This window comes from Nitrobacter sp. TKz-YC01 (genome assembly GCF_047824785.1).
Taxonomy (GTDB): domain Bacteria; phylum Pseudomonadota; class Alphaproteobacteria; order Rhizobiales; family Xanthobacteraceae; genus Nitrobacter.
Window position 1 is genome coordinate 3,161,584 of sequence record NZ_CP181167.1, and the last position, 14,671, is coordinate 3,176,254.

The 14,671-nt window shown below is 65.8% G+C and carries 15 protein-coding genes; 4 read left to right on the forward strand and 11 right to left on the reverse strand.

Annotated features, from left to right (window positions below):
• Positions 1-2: 2 nt before the first annotated feature.
• Together rsmD and ACMYR2_RS15095 are read right to left on the reverse strand one after the other, a co-directional pair.
• Positions 3-557, reverse strand: a complete 555-nt coding sequence (gene rsmD, locus ACMYR2_RS15090; protein WP_347265005.1) for a 16S rRNA (guanine(966)-N(2))-methyltransferase RsmD — start codon at positions 555-557, stop codon at positions 3-5.
• Positions 558-581: 24 nt separating this feature from the next.
• Positions 582-2,537, reverse strand: coding sequence for a pseudouridine synthase (locus ACMYR2_RS15095; protein ID WP_347265004.1), 1,956 nt, complete (start codon positions 2,535-2,537; stop codon positions 582-584).
• A gap of 70 nt (positions 2,538-2,607) precedes the next feature.
• Between ACMYR2_RS15095 and ACMYR2_RS15100 the strand changes: the two genes are divergently transcribed.
• On the forward strand, positions 2,608-3,054 hold the full coding sequence (locus ACMYR2_RS15100; RefSeq protein WP_347265003.1) for a nucleoside deaminase: 447 nt from the start codon (positions 2,608-2,610) through the stop codon (positions 3,052-3,054).
• Between the two features lie 10 nt (positions 3,055-3,064).
• Here ACMYR2_RS15100 and purD read toward each other — a convergent pair whose 3' ends face one another.
• On the reverse strand, positions 3,065-4,345 hold the full coding sequence (gene purD / locus ACMYR2_RS15105) for a phosphoribosylamine--glycine ligase (protein ID WP_347265002.1): 1,281 nt from the start codon (positions 4,343-4,345) through the stop codon (positions 3,065-3,067).
• 81 nt (positions 4,346-4,426) lie between these two features.
• On the opposite strand from purD, the gene xseA reads away from it, so the two are divergent.
• Both xseA and ACMYR2_RS15115 read left to right on the forward strand, forming a co-directional pair.
• Positions 4,427-6,052 (forward strand): exodeoxyribonuclease VII large subunit, encoded by a 1,626-nt coding sequence (xseA, locus tag ACMYR2_RS15110; RefSeq protein ID WP_347265001.1) that lies wholly within the window; start codon positions 4,427-4,429, stop codon positions 6,050-6,052.
• A 112-nt stretch (positions 6,053-6,164) separates the two neighbouring features.
• Positions 6,165-6,392, forward strand: coding sequence for a DUF2093 domain-containing protein (locus ACMYR2_RS15115; RefSeq protein WP_347265000.1), 228 nt, complete (start codon positions 6,165-6,167; stop codon positions 6,390-6,392).
• 17 nt (positions 6,393-6,409) lie between these two features.
• On the opposite strand, the gene lpxK is transcribed toward ACMYR2_RS15115, so the two are convergent.
• The 6 genes from lpxK to ACMYR2_RS15145 all read right to left on the reverse strand — a co-directional run bounded on the left by lpxK (position 6,410) and on the right by ACMYR2_RS15145 (position 11,963).
• The gene (gene lpxK / locus ACMYR2_RS15120; protein ID WP_416193242.1) at positions 6,410-7,423 is read right to left on the reverse strand and encodes a tetraacyldisaccharide 4'-kinase; all 1,014 of its coding nucleotides are present in this window, start codon (positions 7,421-7,423) and stop codon (positions 6,410-6,412) included.
• Entirely contained in the window at positions 7,416-8,720 is a 1,305-nt protein-coding gene (locus tag ACMYR2_RS15125; protein WP_416193243.1) for a 3-deoxy-D-manno-octulosonic acid transferase, read from the reverse strand. Before ACMYR2_RS15125 ends, lpxK begins: the two co-directional genes overlap by 8 nt.
• On the reverse strand, positions 8,713-9,447 hold the full coding sequence (locus ACMYR2_RS15130) for a lysophospholipid acyltransferase family protein (protein ID WP_347264163.1): 735 nt from the start codon (positions 9,445-9,447) through the stop codon (positions 8,713-8,715). Before ACMYR2_RS15130 ends, ACMYR2_RS15125 begins: the two co-directional genes overlap by 8 nt.
• Positions 9,444-9,695: a DUF4170 domain-containing protein gene (locus ACMYR2_RS15135; RefSeq protein WP_347264162.1), complete on the reverse strand. Its 252-nt coding sequence runs from the start codon at positions 9,693-9,695 to the stop codon at positions 9,444-9,446. The genes ACMYR2_RS15130 and ACMYR2_RS15135 overlap by 4 nt, the downstream gene beginning before the upstream one ends.
• A gap of 77 nt (positions 9,696-9,772) precedes the next feature.
• Positions 9,773-10,588 (reverse strand): 3'(2'),5'-bisphosphate nucleotidase CysQ, encoded by an 816-nt coding sequence (locus ACMYR2_RS15140; RefSeq protein WP_347264161.1) that lies wholly within the window; start codon positions 10,586-10,588, stop codon positions 9,773-9,775.
• Positions 10,575-11,963, reverse strand: coding sequence for a TldD/PmbA family protein (locus ACMYR2_RS15145; protein ID WP_347264160.1), 1,389 nt, complete (start codon positions 11,961-11,963; stop codon positions 10,575-10,577). The genes ACMYR2_RS15140 and ACMYR2_RS15145 overlap by 14 nt, the downstream gene beginning before the upstream one ends.
• Positions 11,964-12,248: 285 nt before the next feature.
• On the opposite strand from ACMYR2_RS15145, the gene ACMYR2_RS15150 reads away from it, so the two are divergent.
• Positions 12,249-12,770, forward strand: a complete 522-nt coding sequence (locus tag ACMYR2_RS15150) for a DUF6101 family protein (protein ID WP_347264159.1) — start codon at positions 12,249-12,251, stop codon at positions 12,768-12,770.
• 55 nt (positions 12,771-12,825) lie between these two features.
• Here the strand turns inward: ACMYR2_RS15150 and ubiA are convergent, their stop codons facing one another.
• Both ubiA and ACMYR2_RS15160 read right to left on the reverse strand, forming a co-directional pair.
• Positions 12,826-13,749 carry a 4-hydroxybenzoate octaprenyltransferase gene (gene ubiA, locus ACMYR2_RS15155; protein ID WP_347264158.1) on the reverse strand — a complete coding sequence of 308 codons (924 nt, stop codon included), beginning with the start codon at positions 13,747-13,749 and terminating at the stop codon, positions 12,826-12,828.
• Positions 13,750-13,759: 10 nt separating this feature from the next.
• Positions 13,760-14,530 (reverse strand): hypothetical protein, encoded by a 771-nt coding sequence (locus ACMYR2_RS15160; protein ID WP_347264157.1) that lies wholly within the window; start codon positions 14,528-14,530, stop codon positions 13,760-13,762.
• Between the last annotated feature and the right edge of the window lie 141 nt (positions 14,531-14,671).

Sequence of the window (14,671 nt, forward strand, 5' to 3'; positions counted from 1 at the left end):
AACTAACCCGCCCGCAGAAACACAAACTCGGTATCGTCATAGGCGCGACGTTCGAGTTCGTGAAATCCCTCCGGCGCGGCGAAGCCCGCGGCCCTGGCTTCCTCGACAACGAGCAGCGCCTTGTCGGTCAGCCAGCCCCCGTCGCGCAGCGAGGCGAGCGCCTTGTCGGCCAACTGCATCCGATACGGCGGATCAAGAAACACCAGCGAGAACGGCATGAGGGGATGCGCCGGCCCGAGATGGGTCGCGTCGCGGCGATAGACTTTCGTTACACCACCGAGCCCCAATGCCTCGACGTTGTTGCGCAGCAGCGCGCGCGCCTCGGCGCCGTTATCAACGAACAGCGTGAACTTCGCTCCGCGCGACACCGCCTCGATGCCGAGCGCGCCGGTGCCCGCAAACAGATCGAGCACGCGCGCATCCACCACCGGATTGTCATAGGCATGAACCAGGATGTTGAACAGCGACTCGCGCAGCCGATCGGCCGTGGGACGTATCTGCTGCGTCGATGGCGACGCGAGGTTGCGGCCCTTCAGCCGTCCGCCGACGACACGCATCGTCAATCCCTTATCAATCCCTTATCAATCCCTTGGCGTCAGGTCGCGCTTGCCGTGATAGCCGCGCTTGGGCCGGCGTGGCGGCCCGTAACCGTTGGCCTCGGCTTCGTTGCGCGCCCGCGCCTCGTCGCTGCCGGTCCGCTGCACCACGACGCTGCGGCCCTTGCGGTCCTCGATCAGCGCGCGCTTCGTTCTCGCCTTGTTGTCTTTCTTGGAGCGCAGCGGCGTGCCATCACGGCCGAGCTTGACGGCCCCGGATTCGGCCGTGGCGCCTGATGGATCCATGTTGGCGAGCGCGGCGATCCTGTCGCCGAGTTGCTCGCGCAGCACGCGCGTCTTCACCTCCTCGACCTCACCTTCCGCGATCTCGGCAAGCTGGAACGGTCCGTAGGAGATACGGATCAGCCGGTTCACCTCAAGCCCGAGATGCGCCATCACGTTGCGCACCTCGCGGTTCTTGCCCTCGCGAATCGCAAAGGTCAGCCACACATTCGCGCCCTGATCGCGCTCCAGCGTGGCGTCGATCGAGCCATACTTGACGCCGTCGACCTCGACGCCGTTCTTGAGCGCATCGAGTTGCGCCTGCGTCACCTCGCCATGGGCGCGGACGCGGTAGCGCCGCAGCCAGCCGGTGTCGGGTAGTTCCAGCGCGCGGGCCAGGCCGCCGTCATTGGTCAGCAGCAGTAGTCCCTCGGTATTGAAATCGAGCCGGCCGACGCTGATCAGGCGCGGCAGACCCTCGGGCAGATGATCGAATACCGTCGGCCGCCCTTCGGGATCGGCATGAGTCGTCATCAGGCCGCGCGGCTTGTGATACAGGAACAGTCGCGTGCGCTCGCGCTCCGGCAAAGGCTCACCGTCAACCGTAATGACATCACGCGAGGTGACATCGAGCGCCGGCGAATTGATCACGCGGCCGTTGACGGCGACGCGGCCTTGCGTAACCCATTCCTCCGCGTCGCGGCGCGAAGCGAGACCGGCGCGCGAGATCACTTTCGCGACGCGTTCACCGGCTTTCTTTGGTTTCGGCTCGGCCCGCGCGCCGCGCCGCTCGGTTTCAGGCGCGCGTTCGCGATAGGCGCCGCGTCCCCCGAACGCCGGACGTTTTGCGAAAACCTTGCTGTCGTCCTCATTGTCACGACGCGAACGATCGTCGCGATCATTGCGGCGCGGGCGCTCCTGCCACGCATTGCGCTCGCCGCGAGGACGGTCGCCGTCGGGACGATCAAACTTGCGGGGACCGCGATCGGCGCCCGCAGCTCGCTCAACGCGATCCTCGCGTGGTTTCGAAAATCGTGGACGCCCCGCGCCGTCACGAGACGGTCGCGACCCGCCGCGATCATCGCGCGGGCCGGCGTCGCGCTTCCGCCACGGCTTTTCATCGCCCCTGTCACGACCCTCGCGATCGCCGAACTCCTTGCGCGGTCCGCGCGAGCCACGGTCGGGCCCACCGCGTGAAAACGTTTTCCTGTCATCGAAGGAGCGATCCCCGCGCGGCGTGTACGGACGTTTCTCGCCGCCACCCTCGCGCGGCGGACGCGCGCTATAAGGCCGATCACCTTGCGGCCGCGCCCGCCGCGGACGGTCGCCGTCTTTCCGAAAGCCCTCGCCGCGCGGCGTGTAGGGACGCTTTTCGCCGCCGTCGTCGCGATTGAACCGAGGCCGCGCGGCCGCGCCATCTCGCTTGCCCGCATAGGGTTTGCCGGCACCAGCATACGACTTACTGGCATAGGGCTTCCTTTGGGAAGGCTTCGCGCCATCGGATTTGCCGGCATAGGGCCGCTTATCGCCATCGCCCCTGTCGGACTTTCTGGTATCGGGCTTTCTGATATCGGACTTGCCAGCCAAGCCGCGCCTGGCGAGCTTCTTTTCCGGACCGCGCGGCGCGCCGGATCGGCCCTTGGGTTTACCCTTGCCCCCGGAAGGCCGATCGCGCCGGCCACGCGGGCGCGCATTGTCATCGTCATTATCGCGGGGCATGAATGATCTCGCTACGGGCACAAGGGCCGACTGAGCGCGCCTCTTAACAGGGTTCGCGCCGGGATACGAGATGACCGCACCATCTTTCATGGACATGGCGCTCGAAGCCGCAGAAAAAGCCGGTCAAGCGGGCGAGGTGCCGATCGGCTGCGTGATCGTGCGCGACGGTGAGGTCATCGCCGCCGCGGGAAACCGCACCCTGATCGACCGCGACCCCACCGCCCATGCCGAGATTCTGGCGCTCCGGGCAGCCGCGCACGTCCTCGGCAGCGAGCGGCTGACCGGCTGCGACCTCTATGTGACGCTGGAACCCTGCACGATGTGCGCGGCCGCGATCTCGTTCGCGCGGATCCGAAGGCTCTACTATGGAGCGAGCGACCCCAAAGGCGGCGCGGTGGAGTCCGGCGTCCGGTTCCTCGCCGCGCCGACCTGCCATCATCGGCCGGAGGTGTACCCGTCCGTGGGTGAAAGCCAGGCGGCAGCGCTGCTGCGGGATTTCTTCAAGGCGCGGCGGTAACGGTTGGCTTCTATCCGCCCTTCTCCCGCGCCACCGCGCGAAGGCCGATGTCGCGGCGGCAAAAGCCCTCGGGCCATTTGATGCGATCGACGGCCTCATACGCGCGGGCTTGCGCCTCGGCGACGGTCTTGCCCAACGCGCAGACGTTCAGCACGCGACCACCAACCGCGAGAACGCGCCCGTCCTCATCTTTCGTGCCGGCATGAAAAATCTCCACGCCCTCGACCTTGGCGGCTTCGTCGAGTCCGTCGATGCGCGTTCCCTTGGCGTATCCGCCGGGATAGCCCTTCGCCGCCATCACCACGGTCAGCGCAGGATCGGCAAACCAGCGCATGCTGAAATGATGCAGCTGCCCGTCGCAGGCGGCGAACAGCGCCGGCACGATGTCGCCCCTCATCCGCAGCATCAGCACCTGACATTCCGGATCGCCGAAGCGGACGTTGTACTCGATCAGCTTCGGTCCCTGCTCCGTGATCATCAGGCCCGCGAACAGCACGCCTTTGAAAGGCGCACCCTTCTCGCGCATGGCGCGCAATGTCGGAACGATAATCTCGTCCATGGTGCGGCGGCACATCTCGTCCGTCATCACCGTCGCAGGCGAATAGGCGCCCATGCCGCCGGTGTTCGGGCCCTCGTCGCCGTCGAACGCCCGTTTATGGTCCTGCGCGGTCGCCAGCGGCATCGCGTGCTCGCCGTCGCACAGCGCGAAGAACGACGCTTCCTCGCCGCGCAAAAATTCCTCGACCACAACCTCAGCGCCAGCCGCACCGAAGCCGCCTTCGAACATCATGTCGGCCGCCGCCAGCGCCTCGTCCAGCGTCATGGCCACCACGACGCCCTTGCCGGCCGCAAGCCCGTCGGCCTTGATGACGATCGGCGCGCCGTGCGCGCGGATATAATCCTTCGCCGCCGTAACTTCCTTGAAGCGTTCATAGGCCGCTGTCGGAATCCCGTTGTCGCGGCAGAGATCCTTGGTGAAGCCCTTGGAGCTTTCGAGCTGCGCGGCGGCCTTGCCCGGCCCGAACGCCTTGATGCCCGCGGCCGAGAGATCATCGACCATGCCCGCGGCGAGCGGCGCTTCCGGACCGACCACCACGAGATCGACCTTGTTGGTTTTGCAGAACGCGATCACCGCCGCATGGTCAGCGATATCGAGCGCCACGCATTCGGCCTCGCGCGCGATCCCGGCATTGCCCGGCGCGCACCAGAGTTTCGTCACCAGCGGCGAGCCCGCGATTTTCCATGCCAGCGCATGTTCGCGGCCGCCGGAACCAAGCAGAAGAATGTTCATGTACGAGCGCCGATCCAGCCTTTCCGGTGGTTTCGGAGCGGTTTAGCATGGTAATGCGGACGAGCAACAGAAGTGAGGCTGATGCCCGCAAACCCAGCACAGCTTTTGGCGAACTCGCCGGAATACACCGTCTCCGAGTTGTCCTCGGCGCTGAAACGCACCGTGGAGAACGCCTACGGCCATGTGCGGGTGCGCGGCGAGATCTCCGGCTTTCGCGGACCGCACGCCTCGGGCCATTGCTATTTCGCGCTGAAGGACGAGAGCGCCAAGATCGAGGCGGTGATCTGGAAGGGCGTCCACGGCCGGATGCGGTTCAAGCCGCAGGAGGGGCTGGAGGTCATCGCCACCGGCAAGCTGACGACCTATCCCGGCTCGTCGAAATACCAGATCGTGATCGAGGCGATCGAGCCTGCCGGGATCGGCGCGCTGATGGCGCTGATGGAGGAGCGCAAGAGGAAGCTCGCGGCGGAAGGGCTGTTCGATGAAGCCCGCAAGCAGCTGCTTCCCTGGCTGCCCGAGGTCATCGGCGTGGTGACCTCCCCCACCGGCGCCGTGATCCGCGACATCCTGCACCGGCTGGAGGACCGGTTTCCTCGCCGCGTGCTGGTGTGGCCGGTGCGGGTGCAGGGCGAAGGCTCGGCGGAACAGATCGCCGCCGCTATCGACGGGTTCAACGCGCTGCCGGACGGCGGACGCATTCCGCGTCCCGACCTGCTGATCGTCGCGCGCGGGGGCGGCTCGCTCGAAGACCTGTGGTCGTTCAACGAGGAAATCGTGGTCCGCGCCGCAGCCGGCAGCATGATCCCGCTGATCTCGGCGGTGGGTCACGAGACCGACGTGACGCTGATCGATTTCGCCGCCGATCAGCGGGCCCCGACGCCGACGGCCGCCGCCGAAATGGCCGTGCCGGTCCGGTCCGATCTGGCGGTCAAAATCTCAAACCTCGCGGCCCGCGCCCTCGTCGCCTGGAAGCGAGGTCATGACGACCGGCGCGCCGAATTGCGCTCCGCCGCCCGCGCGCTGCCGGGAGCCGGTGAACTGCTGGCGATTCCCCGCCAGACGCTCGACAACGCCGCCGCCGCCTTGCCGCGCGCCTTGCGCGCAAGCACGCACCTTCATCACCGCCGCTTCACGCGGATTTCCGGCGGACTCACGCTGCGGGTGCTGCGCGCGCAGGTTACGCACGCAAAACAATCGGTCACCGCAACCGGCGCGAGGCTCACACACGGCGCGCAGGTCGTGCTGCGCCACCGCCGCGACCGCTTCGCGGGACTGGCGGTGCGGCTCAGGGCGTCGCGGCTAGCCAACGTCCAGGCGCAGCGCGATCGCATCGCGCGTGACAACGAACGCACAAGGCGACTGGCCGAGCGCGCGCGACGGGCGCTCGTCACCTTGCTGCAACGGCATGAGGCCCGCATCACGCATTCGGGTCAGCTACTGGCGGCGCTTTCCTATCGCGGCGTGCTCGCGCGCGGCTTCGCACTGGTTCGCGACGACGCCGGACAGGCGGTGCGAAGCGCAACGGCGGTCGGTTCCGGCGCGCGCCTTACGCTGGAATTTGCCGACGGAAAGGTGAACGTCACCTCCGGCACCGATCAAACCGCAGCGACGTCACCAAACCCGCCGAGGTCAGGCCCCATGAGCGAGTCCAAACCGGCATCCCGCAGGCGCGCCACCAAACCCGCCGGTCAGGGAAGTCTGTTCTGAATAGACCGGGTCCGGTATGCTACTGATGAGGTCAATATCCGAAAGGAGGCCGGATGGCGTTTCGTCAAGCCGTAACGCTGAGCGAACCTGTCCGAGACCCTGGAGAAAAGCAGTGCTGAACAAATTTCGTCAATCCGGACAGGGCGAGGCGCGCGTACAGTATCTCGATGGCGACTTCCGGGTGATCTCGCCGGGAACCTATGTCCGTTGCGCCGTCACCGACGCCCGCATTCCACTCGACGAACTGAAATACTGGAGCGTCGATTTGCAGGAAGCTTACGCTCTCCCGAGCGCGGTGTTGCAGCGTCATTACCCGGGCGCGCTCAAAAGCCCGGACTGAGAGCGAGCGACTTTCAATCAGTCTGACCGTCGTGCCTCTGCAATCCTGTCCACCAGGAACGACCGCAGCAGCGTTTCATCGTCGAAAGCAAGCCTGACTGCGAAAGGCGCGACGGTCTGAGCAAAGGCGGCGAGGTTCTCGTTGTTGCGCAGCCGCGCCAGATCCTTTTCCGTCGTCACCAACGTTAAGCCGTCCTGACCGGCGGCGGCTTGCAGCGCGGCCACGTCGCGTCGCGAGAACGGATGGTGGTCGGCAAATGCCCGCTCCGCCGCCACATCGACGCCGCAGGCGCGAAGACCGCGGAAGAACCTCGGGGGGTCGCCGATTCCGGCAAAGGCCAAGACGCGCCTGCCGCGAAGGGCCGCCACCGAGGCGTCATCCGGGACAATCCGCGCACGTAAGACAAGCCCTCCCCGCGCCTTGATGCGCGCCGCAACGTCGTCCGCGGCGGAACCAGGGCCGACGATCACCAGCGCATCCGTGCGCGCGAGTTGCGGCGGCAGCGGCGCCCGCAGCGGCCCCGCCGGAAAAACTCGGCCGTTTCCGAGGCCGCGATCTCCGTCGATCACGATCAGCGAGATATCCTTCGCGAGCGCCGGGTTCTGGAAGCCGTCGTCCATCAGGATCACGCTGGCGCCCAGCGCGCGCGCCGGCGCGACGCCCGCCGCCCGTTGTCGCGACACGATCACGGGGAGCGTCCGCGCCATCATCAGGGGCTCGTCTCCGGCATCCGCAGCCTCATGCCGGTCCGGATCGACGCGCACCGGGCCGCGCAGCCGTCCGCCATAGCCGCGACTGATCACGACCGGCGTTTCGCCGAGCGAACGGAGAACGCCGGCGAGCGCCAACACGGTCGGCGTCTTGCCCGCGCCGCCGAGATGATAGTTTCCGACGCAGATCACCGGCACACCGGCGCGCAGACCCTTCCGTGACAGCCGCCTAGCGGCGATCGCGCCATAAAGCGCGCCTACGGGCATCAGAGACCGCGAAAGCAACGATGATGGCTTGCGCCAGAAGGCCGGTTCACGCATCGGCCGCCCGTCGTTCAAGCCGCAACTGAAGAAGATACGGTTCGAGCGCGGCCAGCGTGCGATCGAGCGCACCGCCGAGTTTTTCCACCACCTGAGACCCTGCCGTCGCAGCCGCGTCGCGTGCGGCGGAATCGTTGAGAAGGTGGCCAAGCTGCTTGGTCAGCGCATCGCCGTCGTCGACCCGGCACGCGCCGCCCGCGCGGTCGAGCGCGTCATAAACATCCGGAAAATTGAAGACGTGCGGCCCGTGCACGATCGACGCATTGAGCTTGACCGCCTCGATCGGATTCTGGCCGCCATGCGGCACCAGCGAGCCGCCCATGAAAACGATCGGCGCCAGGCGGTAGAACAATCCCATTTCACCGATGGTGTCGGCGACATAGATGCTTGTGCTCGCTGTCGGCAGCTGCTCCAGCGAGCGCCGCGCCGCCTGCGCGCCGGACGCGATGACCATCCGGGCGATCGCCTCGCCCCGATCGGGGTGGCGAGGAACGATCACGGTCAGCAGCGACGGAAAATCACGCGCGAGCGTTTGATGGGCGTTGAGCAGTATTTCTTCCTCGCCCGGATGGGTCGAGGCCGCCACCACCACCGGGCGGCCGCGGGTCACGAACAGCAGACGTTCCAGCTTGGTCTCGTCGGCCGGCGGCGCCTTTACGTCGAGCTTGAGGTTGCCGGTGATGACGACGTTGCGACCACCGAGCACCGTGAAACGCTCCGCGTCGATTTCGGACTGGACAAGGCAGATATCGAACCGGCTCAACAGCGCCCCGATCGTTCGGGAGGCCCGCCGCCAGCGCGGGAATGAACGGCGCGACATCCGCCCGTTGATCAGCACGATCGGTACACGACGGCTCGCGCCAGCCAGAATCAGGTTCGGCCACAGGTCCGATTCGATAAAGAGCGCGAGACCGGGTTGCCAGTGATCAAGAAAACGCTCCACGAAGCGGGGCGAGTCGTAGGGGATATACTGGTGAATGATATCCGGCGGGAACCGCTTCGCGGCGACGGCCGCCGACGTAACCGTGCCTGACGTAACCAGAACGCCGATATTGAGCGCGCGCAGCCGCTCGATCAGCGCGGCCGCGGCCAGCACCTCGCCAACGCTGGCCCCATGGATCCAGACCAGCGGACCCGCGGGGCGGGGCTGCCGGGCGACGCCCCGGCGCTCATTGATGCGCGCCGGGTCTTCCTTGCCCTGTTTCAGACGCCGTTTGAGAAGCAGAGGCGTCAGCGGCCCGGCGGCGACAGCCAGCCTGCGGTAGAGGCGCAGTGTCGCCGGCATCGGGTTAGGCATGGCCCGCCTCATATTCGGGACCGGCCTCGAATTCGGGCCGGCCGACTTTCATGTAAGCGCGGCGCGTCGCATCGTTCAATGTCGCCTCCAGCCGCGCCCTCAGCATCTCCATCATCTGCGCATCCGCGTCCGAGGGAACCGAGATCGGCTCACCGCCCACCAGGGCGCCGCGCCCGAACGGCAGGTTGATCGTCGTGCGATCCCAGTTGTTCAGGCGAATGAAGCGGCTGGTCGCCATCGCGAAGGGCATGATGGTCCGCCCGGATTCACGCGCCAGCATGATGATGCCGAGACCGGCGATCCGCGAGCGCTTGGGCACGTCGGCGGTCAGGGCCACGTTGTAGCCCTCCTCCAGCGCACGGACCATTTCCTTGAAGGCGCCGACGCCCCCCTTACGATTGAACGCGGAGCCGTGATCGCCGGAACCGCGAATGGTTTCAATCCCCAGCCGCTCCGCGGCGAGCGCGTTGAACTCGCCGTCGCGGTGCCGCGAGATCAGCACCTTGCCGCGATGGTGCGCCCGCCTGATGAACGGCGTCATGAAATGCTGCCCGTGCCAGAACGCGAGGATCACCGGCATCTGCGGCTCGACGATGTCGTAGACATCCTCGGGGTCGTAGCTGAACCTGTTGGTTCGCCAGACCAGCCATAAAAAGCCCGCGGCCAGAAGGCCCGCGGACTGCTGAAACCAGCGTGAGCGCAGCAGATTGCGAAGCAGTTTTCTCAAAGGTCGGTTTTCGTGTCTTGACCAGGATCGAGCAGCCGGTGGAGATGGACGATGAAATACCGCATGTGGGCGTTATCGACCGTCCGCTGCGCCTTCGCTTTCCAGGCGGCATAGGCTGATGCGTAGTTCGGATAGAGGCCGACGATCTCGACCTCATCGAGGTTTTTGAAGGTCGTATGCGCGAGATCGGTCAGTTCGCCTCCGATCACGAGATGGAGCAGTTGCTGGGGTGGACTGTCTGGCGGCATCACGCGTTGTCCTACTATGCCGCCGGCCGTCAGGCAAACACCAACGAGGCAAACACCATCAATGTCGGCAGCCGGCCTTACGGCAGCGGACGTCCCCGGACCTGCTCCAGAATGCGCGCGTGGCGCGGGCAACCGGCCGCGACCAGCACGCCGTGCGTCACCTCGGCACGATTATAAAGAACCGGCTCGCCGGCAAGCGAGGTCATTTTACCATTCGCCTCATGCACGATCAAATCGGCCGCGGCGATATCCCAATCGTGGCTCTGGCCACCGGCAAAAGCGGCATCGATTCCGCCCCCCGCCACGCGGCACAGCCGCAGCGCCAGCGAACTGATCCTCGGATGAAGGGCGACATCGTCCGGACGCAGGTCGAGTTTTTCCAGAAGCGGTTTCGGTCCTGCGATCTTCGAAAAATCCAGATCATCACCGCCGGTCGCCTGGACCGGCAGGTCGTTGCGGGTCGTCCCCTGCCCGCGCGCGGCAACGAAAAACTCGTCGGTGGCGGGCGCGAACACGGCGGCGAGCAGCGGCGAGGCATCCTCCACCAGAGCGACGCTGACGCACCATTCGTCATGACCGGCAAGATAGCCGCGCGTGCCGTCGATCGGATCGACGATCCAGACCCTTTTTTTGCCGAGCCGCGAAAGATCGTCGGCGCTTTCCTCGGACAGCCAGCCATAGTCCGGAAGCGTAGCCAGCCTGCTTGCAATGAGATCGTTGACGGCGATGTCGGCCTCCGAAACCGGGGACGACACCCCCTTGGTCCAGGTTCGCAGCCGGGTGCGACGCATCGCCAGCGCCAGCAATCCGGCCTCGCGCACTGTCTCGATCAATAGAGCGCGGTCGCGCGCCAAAAGGTCGGCTCGGCTGTCGGCATCGTCAGCGCCCGCCAACCGTCAGCCCTTCGATGCGCACCGTCGGCGCGTTGGTCCCGTAGCGGAACGTGAGATCGTTGGCGGGCGTCAGCGACCTGAACATCTCGATCAGATGTCCGGCGATGGTGATCTCACTGACCGGATAGGTCATCTCGCCGTTCTCGATCCAGAATCCCGACGCGCCGCGACTATAATCGCCGGTCACGCCGTTGACGCCGGAGCCGATCAGGTCGGTGACGTAGAATCCCTGCTCGACGTCCGCGATCAATTGGCGCGGCGTCATTTCTCCCGCCTCAAGATGAAGGTTATATGGTCCCGGCGACGGCGACGATGAAACGCCGCGATGGGCATGACCGGTCGTGGCCAGCCCGAGTTCGCGCGCTGTCGCTGAATCCAGAAGCCATGACGTCAGGACGCCGTTGTCGATCACCGCGAGCTTCTTCGTCGCGACCCCTTCGGCGTCGAAGGATTGCGAGCGCAGTCCGCGCACCCGCAACGGATCGTCGATGATCCGGATTCCTTTCGCGAAGAGCTGCTGGCCGAGCCGGTCTTTCAGGAAACTGGTCTTGCGCGCGATCGCCGCGCCGTTGGCGGCACTCACGACATGGCCGACCAGCGAGCCCGCGACGCGAGGATCAAACACCACCGGCACCTTGCAGGTCGCAACCTTGCGCGGACCAGCGCGCGCTACCGCCCGTTCGCCCGCGCTGCGGCCGATACCGGCCGGGGACATGAGATCGGATCCATGAAGCGCGGAGCTGAAATCATAATCGCGTTCCATGCCGGTGCCGTCACCGACGATCGCCATCATCGAGATGCCCTGGCTCGAACGCAGATAGCGTCCGTGGAAGCCGGTGCTCGTCACCAGCACCATGCCGCTGATGCCGGTGGACGCCGACGCGCCGCCGGATTTCGTCACGCCCTTGACCGCAAGACCCGCCGCCTCGGCTTCGACCGCGCGGCGCTCGAGTTCCGCCGTCGACGGCATCACGCGATCGAGCAGATCGAGGTCGGGGAAATTTTGCGCCAGCAACGACGGATCGGCCAGCCCGACATACTGATCCTCGGGCGCGACGCGCGCCATCGCGACCGCGCGCTCGGCGAGCTTCGCGACATTGTCGCCGCCGACATCGTTGGTCGAGACGGTGGCCTGCCGCCGCCCGACCAGCACACGCAGCCCGACGTCATCGCCCTCCGACCGCTCCGATTCTTCGACGCGGCCGTCGCGAACCTCGACACCTTGCGAAACGCCCCGCACGGCGATTGCGTCCGCGGCATCCGCGCCAGCGCGCTTCGCTGCCTCGACCAGCCGCCCGGCGAGTTCACTGAGCGCGGATTGATCGAAGAGATCGGATACGACGGATTCCGGCGACGAATTTGGTGAAGAGTTCACGAACAAAATCCAGGGTCTTCGACAGGACCTGCCCGGCAGGCCGGTCCGTCATGAGAGGTGCTTATTTTACGCGGAATTCAAGCATTCCATGAAGCGGTATTAAAGATTATCCGCGCCCCGGCAAGGACCCGTCAAGCATGTCGGCCAAGGGTCTGTCAATCATGTGCGCGAATCGCAGGCGGAATACCTTCGATTAACCAGCCTTTTTAAGCAGATTCGGACCGCGCTCTGGCAAGCTCTCACCCATCGACCGGGAACATAATTCCGGCGGGGGAGACTAAAGCCGTGAGGCGTCAAACAGCAACCAGCGGGATTAATCCCGCCGGGTCGAGCCGCAACCTGCGGCTCGACCCTCTTTCACTGCCAATCAGTTTCGCCGCGAGCGACAGCCGCGCCGATGGCGGCATCCGGCAGATCGAACTTCATCGCGAGCGCGTGACGCTGCATCGCGCGGTGCGCGGCATGAAAATGACGATCAGTGTACGCGTCAGCGAATTCATCGGCGTCACCTTGCGCGACACCTCACACGGCCGTGCGCTCGTGCTGCTTCACCGCGATCCGTCGCTTGCCATTCCCCTCCTCGTGACCGAGGACGCCGGCGAATGCGCGGCGGCGTGGCAAACCTGGAGCGAGATCCTCGCGCTTCCGCAGCTCGCCGACGACAGCCGCGAACCTGCGCCGCGCCGGCGGCGGAAGAATGCGATCCGTGAACGGCGTCCGAGTTTTCTGATGCGGCGGCGCAGCGGGGATTTACTCAACCCCGCGGTAATCCATCGGGGCGAACGCGAGATCATCGCGCGACATTGAGATGTTTCGTACCTGAGAAATATCCTCGGCTATAGAAGAACCGCTCGTGTCCTGGCTACACCAACGCGCCGGCGAGCAATCCCGCGAACAACAGCAGCCCGGCTTCGCGGTTGGATTTGAACAGCCGCAGGCAGAGACGTGGATCCTTGATCTCGATGCGCGCGATCTGCCAGGCGAGATGCGCGCCAAAGGCCGCAAGCCCGGTCCACGCCGGCCATCGCGCGGCGGCCAGATGCAAGGCAACGCCGATCAGGAGGGCAGCCAGCCCGTAGAAGATCGCGAGCGCCAGACGCGTGCGCTCACCAAACAGCAGCGCGGTGGACTTGATGCCGATGAGCGCGTCGTCATCCGCATCCTGATGCGCATAGATCGTGTCATAACCGATCACCCACGCCACCGCCCCCGCATACAGCGCCAGCGCAGCCGAATCGATGCGGCCCAGCACCACCGCGAATCCCATCAGCGCGCCCCATGAAAAGGCGAGGCCGAGCACGACTTGGGGCCAATAGGTGATCCGCTTCATGAAAGGATAGGCCGCGACGATGAGGAGCGAGGCAATTCCTGTCGCGATGGCGAAGTGATTGAACTGGAGCAGCACGATCAGCCCCACCAGCGCCTGCGCCACGAGAAACACCACAGCCTGCGCCACCGTGACCTGTCCCGCCGGAATGGGCCGCGACCGGGTCCGCTCCACGCGCGCATCGAGATCGCGGTCAGTGATATCGTTCCAGGTGCAGCCGGCGCCGCGCATCGCAAACGCGCCGATGAGAAACAGCACGATCGTGAGGGGAAGCTGGCTCACGTCACGGGCGAGGTGCGACGCCAGCGCCGCCGACCACAGGCAGGGCATCAACAGCAGCCACGACCCGACCGGACGATCCAGCCGCGACAGCCTGAGATAGGGGCGCGACCACAGCGGCGCGCGGCTATCGACCCAATTGCCGACCGAATCCGCGACGCGGGCCGCCGCATCGCTCATCGATGGCTCGTCATCGTGTGAGAACGTTGCCGCTCAAGGTATCGAAGGTGCTGCCGCCCTTCTTCGGCGTGGTGACCTCGGGCAAACCGCCGGATGCCGATCCCAGAGCCTCGCTGAGGCTCGGGCCGGCCGGTCCGCGCATCTTCGCCTGCTTCGCCACGTCGCAAACCTTCTGCTGCATCGACTCGGTCGACTTGTGGTTGGCGTGCATCTGCTTGCCGACATTGTCGGGAATTCCACACCTGTTGGAATTCGCATCGATGAATTTGATCATCCTGGCTTCCGCCTGCGCATACTGCCCGATCAGCTTGCAGGCTTCGTCGGGCGGCGCCTGACGGGCGCTGGCGGCCTGGATCAGCTTGCCGCGTTTCTCGGCCGCGTCACGCAGCGGCAGGAAATCCTTCATGCAGTCCGCGCCGCCGGGCGGGCCGGCCTGCTGCTGCGGTGCTCCGAAACCACCAAGCGGCGTCGCGCCGCCGGATGGAAACGCGGAAGGCGAGCTCATCGTGGCGGAAGAGCCGTTGACGGGGGGAAACGGTGAAGCCTGAGGCGCGGCGGCCCTTTGCGCGGGCGTCCCGTTGACGGGCGGAAATGGCGAATCCTGAGGCGCGGCCGCCTTTTGCGCAGGCGCTCCGTTGACCGGCGGAAACGGCGAATCGTTGGCCGTCCCGGTTCCGCCATTCGGCAATGGCGCCGGAAACGGCGTCTGACCAAGCACGCCCGTGGTGCCGATAACGAACACCGCAAGCGTCAGCGGAACGATCATGCGCGGGACGATCACAGCATTCCTCCGGCAGGGCCAAGCGCCCAGGCGACCTTATAGCGACAAACGGCCTTCCATGATGTCCGATTTGTACGATCGCAGTTGATTCCTAACAACCCGACGAATTGGGCAAGAGCGCGACGCTTGGCCGCGCCGGAA